Consider the following 6,391-nt stretch of genomic DNA (forward strand, 5'->3'; position numbering starts at 1 on the left):
ATTAAAGAGTTCGATTGCGTGCCGTGACCTCCCATGTCCCGCGACAATACCCATCGGCATCCACGACATAGTAAAAAGGATGTAGTGCCACACACGGACAGATATGCGTCGGACAGACGTAAATTTCTTGTCCGATATGTATCGGTGTGCTGTCAGGCACGTTAATCGCCCAATGCTCCTCGTGCTGTTTGCCCACCTCAGCACCGTCAACATTCAAAACGATTCCACGCACACCGTCAGGGTCGGCGGCGATGGCTTTATGTCCCAAATCAAGCGTAATTCTACGAGGCGTAGGAATACTAATCACACGGCTCAGGAGCAGTGCTGCGGGGGCAAAACCGAGATCGGGAAAATGCGTGGTGTAACCGTGATCATGAAAAACGAAAGTGCCGGGGGACGCCTCCACACCGGGTGTCTTCGCATAGATAGGGAAAGTCGGTGTGCCCCCCATCACAATTAAAGGCACGTCAAGCCCTTTGGAAACGAGCCTATCTTTCATCTCTTCTACCTGTGCCAGGCTTTTGTCACAGGATGCCTTCCGATCAGCAACATCTTCATCGTGAATATGTCCATCATAGACGTGTAAACCCCAGGGTTGTAATCCGTCTACCGCTTCAATCTGTGCGTAGACATCCACAGCGGCATCACCAAGCGGTATCCCTGTGCGGTTCATTCCTACATCCAGGTCCAGCATGACCTTGACATTCAAACCGAGTCTCGCCGCCGCCGATGCGAGCGCTGTCACGGATTCCTCATGATCGACGATGACCTTGAAATCAGCATCTGGATACTTCAGCTGCAGCGAAACAAAACGGTTGACGTTGGGTCCCACCATCTGATATGCAATCAGAATATCCTCTATGCCATTCTGCGCCAACATTTCTGCTTCCCGCAACGTCGCGCATTTGTGTTTGAGAATACCGGCTTCTCGTTCCATCGCGATAATCTCTGCGGTTTTATGCGTTTTCGCATGCGGTCTGAGTTTCGAGACATCGCCGCCGACGGTCGCAATCGCATGTTCAATGTTATATTGAACGTGTGGGAGATAGACAACCAGCGATGGACTCGGTATCGTTTCAGCGTTCTGGATACGGTATTTTTTATCCACGGTTTTACCTCTTTCCGAAACTTCTGTCGGTACACATTCCTATTTTTTGCTTTAAGTCAACGTTGCGGTTCGCAAGATAACCCGATCTTCTGTCCACTTATCGCGATACCACGTGCACGCTTCAAAGGTATCGTTAATCGCATTCATGCGCTGCTGTAAGAGAATTCGAAATTGATCTCGAAAGTGGGTCGATAGCGGTTCGTCAATCAGATTCCGGGTTTGGAACGGATCAGCCACATTATCAAAGAGTTTCTCACTTCGATCTGGACGGTGGATAGCATAGGTATATCGCTTTGTTCGGAGGGCGCGCCACTCATAACCGTCCTCCCACTTGGCAGTACATCCCATGCCTTGCATGAACGCCGCATCCGGTTCATTAGCGGGTCGGTTAAATGCAGCGTCGCTGCGATCCGTCCCCTCAACAGCCTCTGGAATCGGCAGATCCATCATTGACAGCAGCGTCGGCATGATGTCCGGTGTGTTCAGGCATGCATCTGAGACATACCCCTTCGGAATTTGTCCCTGCCACCGAACAAGGAACGGGACACGCACGGCTTCTTCATAAAAGATGTTCTTCGCACGGCGCCCCTGGGCCCCGAACATCTCGCCGTGATCGGAAGTGAACACAAAAATTGTATCGTCTCGCAATCCGAGATCATCAACGGCTCGCAACAACCGCCCGATATTCCGATCCAGATTCGCAGTCATGGCGTAATAGACACGCATCCACTCAGGAAGCGCAGCACGCTCAGCGGGAGACATAATAGCCCACGTATCGCCGTAAGGGTCATTTTCATCGCGATAGTTTGGTGGTAACGGGAAATCAACATCCCGGAACATCTCATAATCGGCGGCTGGGACGTTGTCCTGTGTCCACGGGTCGTGGGGTGTCCCGATTGAGAGGAAAAGCGCGAACGGATCATCGCTCGTTGACACCCGTTGCAGGTAATCGATTGCCATATCCGTTTGACCATCGGGTTCATAACCGGGTATCACGATCTTTTCAGGTGAGTTCGCGTGATAATATGTGTCAAAATATAAATGATGAAAATTGTATGCCGACCATTCACCATCGAAACCGAGCCGATGTCGTCCCGGCGGAATGTAAGAATTCTTGGGGTCGCTATGTCTCCCCAATTGATTTGCCCACAGATGCCATTTCCCGATGTAGCTTGTCTGGTAACCATTGCGATGTAAAGCATGACCGAAACAGTCATGATTTGGGTTCATACGGAGCTCATTGATCGCCATACCCGTGCTACTGGCGTATTTGCCGGTGAAGAGCGAGGCGCGATACGGAGCACACATCGGGCTACCGGAGACAGTGTTGCAGAAATTCGCACCCTCTGTGGAAAATTTATCTATATTGGGGGTGCGCGCGCGGACATCACCCGCATAACCACACGACTGGTAGCGGAGTTGATCGGCGAAAACATAGATTAGGTTCGGTCGCTGAGTTGTTGAATGAGACATTTTTTAATTATACCTTGCAGTTTTTTAATTTTACCTTGCGGAGAACAATATGCGTCAAGACTTTAACTCGCGAATAGGCTAGTAGTCTTTCAACTTTGAGTTTGAGAGTGGGGTCTCCTGAAGATGTCGGGTTTCGCTGACGCTCTACCCGACCTACTTATCATAAACTCAATCTTGATGCACTACTAGGCGGTGTTTGACTTTGAGGTTGAAGCAAGTTAATTGGTATGGATGGAGTTCCGGGTTTTTCTACATGTTGTAGAGGCATTGCTGTAAAGTTTTCAAATGAATACTGTTCCATTCGGGTTTGCAGTTCAGATAACTCCATTTTCATAGGTGAAGGATGGATTTGTTCATCCTGTTGCTTCAACATTGCAGCAATATCCTTTGGCAATTTAACGCCAGTTTTCCTCTCAAAGTTCGCAACACTTTGATAATCTTTACCAAAAACGGCGGTAATATTTATACCTTTTTCTGCTGCCTCCGTTAGGCTTGCCTTGGCTTTCTTCCATTCTTGTTGGTGCAACCAAGCCATCGCACGATTGTAATAGGCTGGGACATAATCGGGATCTAATCTTAGTGCTTTTGTATAGTCTTTAAGGGCTTGATTAAACTCGCCATTGTTGAAGTAAGCCAGACCGCGATTGTGATAAAACACTGGTTCATTCAAATTTAAATTTATTGCCTTACTATAATTCGTAATAGCCGAGTCAAAATCACCTTTGTTGCCGTAAACATTGCCAAGATTACTATAAACTAAAGCATTATCCGGTTCCATTTCTATTGCCTTGTTTAAATCTTCAATTGCTAAATCCATCTCCCCTGTGTCACCATAAGTAACACCCCGATTCACATAGGCTTTGACATGATCGGGATTAAGCTCTATCGCCTTGGTGTAGTCCCTGATAGCCAATTCAAGTTTTCCTGTGCTATTGTAACCGATAGCGCGATTGAAATAGATATCCGCATGGTTGGGATTGAGTTCTATCGCCTTCGTGCAGTCACTAATAGCCTCATCAATACTGCCCATGATACCGTAAACTGCCCCTCGACTGGCATAGGTCCTTGCATCATTGGGATTAAGTTGTATGGAGATCGTATAATCTGCAATAGCCTCGTCAAAATCATCCTTAAGCAAATTAGCATTGCCGCGATTATGATATGGCACGGCAAAACTTGGATCAAGTTGGATTGCCCTCGTATAATCTGCAATAGCTTTGTCGAAGTTGCCTTTGTTACTATAAGCAATACCGCGATTGATATAAGCGGGAATATGGTCAGGTTGAAACTGAAGGACTACGTTATAGTCGATAATAGCATTATCAAATTCACTTTTTGCGGTGTAAGCAATACCGCGATTAAAATAGCAGTCAATGTGTTGTGGACTGAACTCTAAGACTTTCGTATAGTCCGCTATGGCTTTGTCAAAGTCACCACTACTCCTGCAAGCGTTGCCACGTTCATAATACGCGTTGAGATAATTGGGTTGCAGTTTTATTGCTTCTGTATAGTTTGCAATAGCAGAGTCAAAATCGCCTTTGTTACTGAAAGCCATGCCGAGAATGAGATATGCCTCCGCCGCATTCGGATTACGTTCTATTGCGTCATTAGAGTCTGCAATAGCAGAATCAAAATCGCCTTTAAGGTTATAAGCAATCGCACGAGTTATATACGGATCAACAGCATCAGGTCTGAGTTCTATTACTTTTCGGTAATCAGCAATAGCAGAATCAAAGTCGCGTTTAAGAACGTGAGTATGCCCTCGAATCACGTAGACATCAGTATAATTCGGTTTCAATTCTAATGCTTTTGTGTAGTCTACAATAGCTTTATCAACTTCACCTATACTGCCATAAGCGTTACCGCGAGCGACATATGCATTAGCATCCGGCTTGAGTCGTATTGCCTTGCTATAGTCCATAATCGCGCAGTCAAGTTCACCTTTATCTCTGTAAGCGTTGCCTCGAATGAAATACGCTTCAGCAACATCAGGATTAAGCCGTATCGCCTTATCACAATCTTCAATGGCACGATCAAACTCTTTCTTGCCAACATAAGCATGCGCGCGATGGTAATAGGCCTCGGCGTATTCCGGTTCGTATTGTATCGCCTTGGTGAGGTCATCAATCGCTTTGTCAAATTCACCTTTAGCACCATACGCCATACCGCGGCCGTGATAAGCTCTCGCGGGTTGGCGGGTCCAGAAAATGGCTTCCGTATAGTCGTCAATAGCAAGATCAAACTTGCCCATCTTACAGTAAACACTACCGCGATAGATATAAGATAAGGCAAAGTTCGGTCTTAAGTCAATGGCTCTGCTATAGTGTCTGACAGCTTCTTCATAATGTTCCATCTTCAATTCGTTAGCCATTCTCTGAATCTCCCCTTTGCTCACGGGTTAAACCGATATAATGCGCCTTGTATACTTCCAGATGGATGTTTTGATCCTTAATGAAACCGTGGATATCATTGTAGATGGTTTCAACAGATATACCGTGAGAGTTTCGCAAATGCCTTAGTATGGGTTGTTTGCGCATCGCCGGAATATCAATTACATCATCCTCGTTTGGGCTCAGAAAGCCATCAGGATGTCGCACAAACACACTTTTCTGGGCAATAACACGATTTACTGGTTCGTAAGATTCCTCAATATAGGGATTTATCTGCTCCTTTTTTAGCAATATAACCCTGCCATTTTCGCCATGAGAACCATCACAAGCCATGAAGAGCGCAACAAGATAATCCGTTGTGAAATCAATGAGGTTAGTTTTACCTCCATAATGTTGGATTTCGGCGAGGCGTTCTATTTCGGTAGCTGGTTTGCGGGAGAATCCTTTCACTGCTTCCAACATTTCTGATTGGATGGATTCTATATCAAAGTGTTCTGTTTCAACGTCAAATTCTTCATCCTCAAGGAAAACGCGATAGAAGTTTGAAGAAACCTTCCCATAATAAGGGTCTTCCTGATAGTGTTCAGGTTCACCGCGGTAAAGATATTCCCCAGTGTCTGCCTTCTTTTCTATTTCTCGGAGTATTTCATCAATCGTACTTGGTTCGTTTTGGTTTCCTCTGTCCATTCACTTTCCTTTACAATCACAAGGCTGTTTAAAAGGATAGCACCTTCCGGGCGGCATGTCAACCGAATTTAATGGAAGTCGCACACCGGAAAATAAATATGTTGGGGAATTGTTAAAATCGGGGATATTTGGGGAAGCAGGGGTGAGAACCCCTGAAAAAAAGAGAAAAAGCGCAGAAAGTTTACGCAGCTAACGGAAGAAAATGACTTCCAAACCACACAGAACATACTAAATTATACCATTTCTAAAGGAACTTTTCTCATTAACGAAAACCGGTTCGTAGGGGCGAGGTCCCCTCGCCCATCCAAGCTGCTAACGGTCTCCTATGCTACAAAGAGTTCGTTTATTGAAGCATTTTCAATCAGAAATGGTATAACACCAGTTTGAAAATAAATTCGTGGGTGTTTTTGCTGGGGTGTTTCCTATACTATAGTTTGGACAATTTCCGTTGGGTTCCTACTCGGTTTTCAAAGCATTTTTGATTTTTTTTCAAAGTTGCTTACAGAAACGCAACTCCAACGAAAATAAACGCCAATGTCCAAAAACGCAGCCCCAGGGGGGCGAAAGGTATATCGCGTTAAAATTGTCTAAAGCTTAGTAGAGTTTAGTTAAGAAAGGAATAAAGGGAGCAAACGTTACGCAGCCAAGAAATGGGGGGGACTGCTGAAACAGACAGAATATACCTTTTGTAAGGTTCGCACCTCTTCGGAGGTACGCTCTTCAAGGGTTGTTG

At 45.6% G+C, this 6,391-nt stretch carries 4 protein-coding genes; all 4 read right to left on the bottom strand.

Going from position 1 to position 6,391, the window contains the following annotated elements; genetic code table 11:
- Position 1: 1 nt before the first annotated feature.
- Positions 2-1,108: a D-TA family PLP-dependent enzyme gene (locus tag F4X88_06870; GenBank protein ID MYA55997.1), complete on the bottom strand. Its 1,107-nt coding sequence runs from the start codon at positions 1,106-1,108 to the stop codon at positions 2-4.
- Positions 1,109-1,159: 51 nt separating this feature from the next.
- Entirely contained in the window at positions 1,160-2,581 is a 1,422-nt protein-coding gene (locus F4X88_06875; GenBank protein ID MYA55998.1) for a sulfatase, read from the bottom strand.
- 160 nt (positions 2,582-2,741) lie between these two features.
- Complete coding sequence (locus F4X88_06880) at positions 2,742-4,952, bottom strand: tetratricopeptide repeat protein (protein ID MYA55999.1); 2,211 nt, start codon at positions 4,950-4,952, stop codon at positions 2,742-2,744.
- Positions 4,945-5,658 carry an FRG domain-containing protein gene (locus tag F4X88_06885; GenBank protein MYA56000.1) on the bottom strand — a complete coding sequence of 238 codons (714 nt, stop codon included), beginning with the start codon at positions 5,656-5,658 and terminating at the stop codon, positions 4,945-4,947. The genes F4X88_06880 and F4X88_06885 overlap by 8 nt, the downstream gene beginning before the upstream one ends.
- Between the last annotated feature and the right edge of the window lie 733 nt (positions 5,659-6,391).

This window comes from Candidatus Poribacteria bacterium, from assembly GCA_009839745.1.
GTDB lineage: Bacteria > Poribacteria > WGA-4E > WGA-4E > WGA-3G > WGA-3G.